Source organism: Saezia sanguinis, assembly GCF_003991585.1.
Classification (GTDB): domain Bacteria; phylum Pseudomonadota; class Gammaproteobacteria; order Burkholderiales; family Burkholderiaceae_C; genus Saezia; species Saezia sanguinis.
This window is the reverse complement of sequence record NZ_PQSP01000174.1, coordinates 1-244: the sequence shown is the minus strand read 5'-3', so window position 1 is coordinate 244 and position 244 is coordinate 1. Positions and strand designations below refer to the sequence as shown.

Annotated in this window: 1 protein-coding gene; it reads right to left on the bottom strand. The window is 63.5% G+C overall.

What is annotated here, in order from left to right:
* Window positions 1-112: 112 nt before the first annotated feature.
* Window positions 113-205 (bottom strand): SDR family oxidoreductase, encoded by a 93-nt coding sequence (locus tag CUZ56_RS16230; RefSeq protein WP_275427166.1) that lies wholly within the window; start codon window positions 203-205, stop codon window positions 113-115.
* Between the last annotated feature and the right edge of the window lie 39 nt (window positions 206-244).

Below are 244 nucleotides of genomic sequence, written 5' to 3'. Positions count from 1 at the left end.
GGGTGGAGCTGATGGCAGGGCCTGCATGCCGGCGCGGAGTCCGACCTTCCGCCGTCGCAAGATCAGGATTAGAGCTCTCCGGAGTCTGCTGGACGGCCGAACCGGCCACTGTTCAGATCTTGGTCGCGCCGTGATCGACGGTGAGCTGTGTTCCGGTCACGGTTCTCGACTCGTCCGACGCGAGGAACAGGACGGCATCGGCAATGTCTTCCGGCTGTGAGATCGGGGGATCGAACCAGTACTG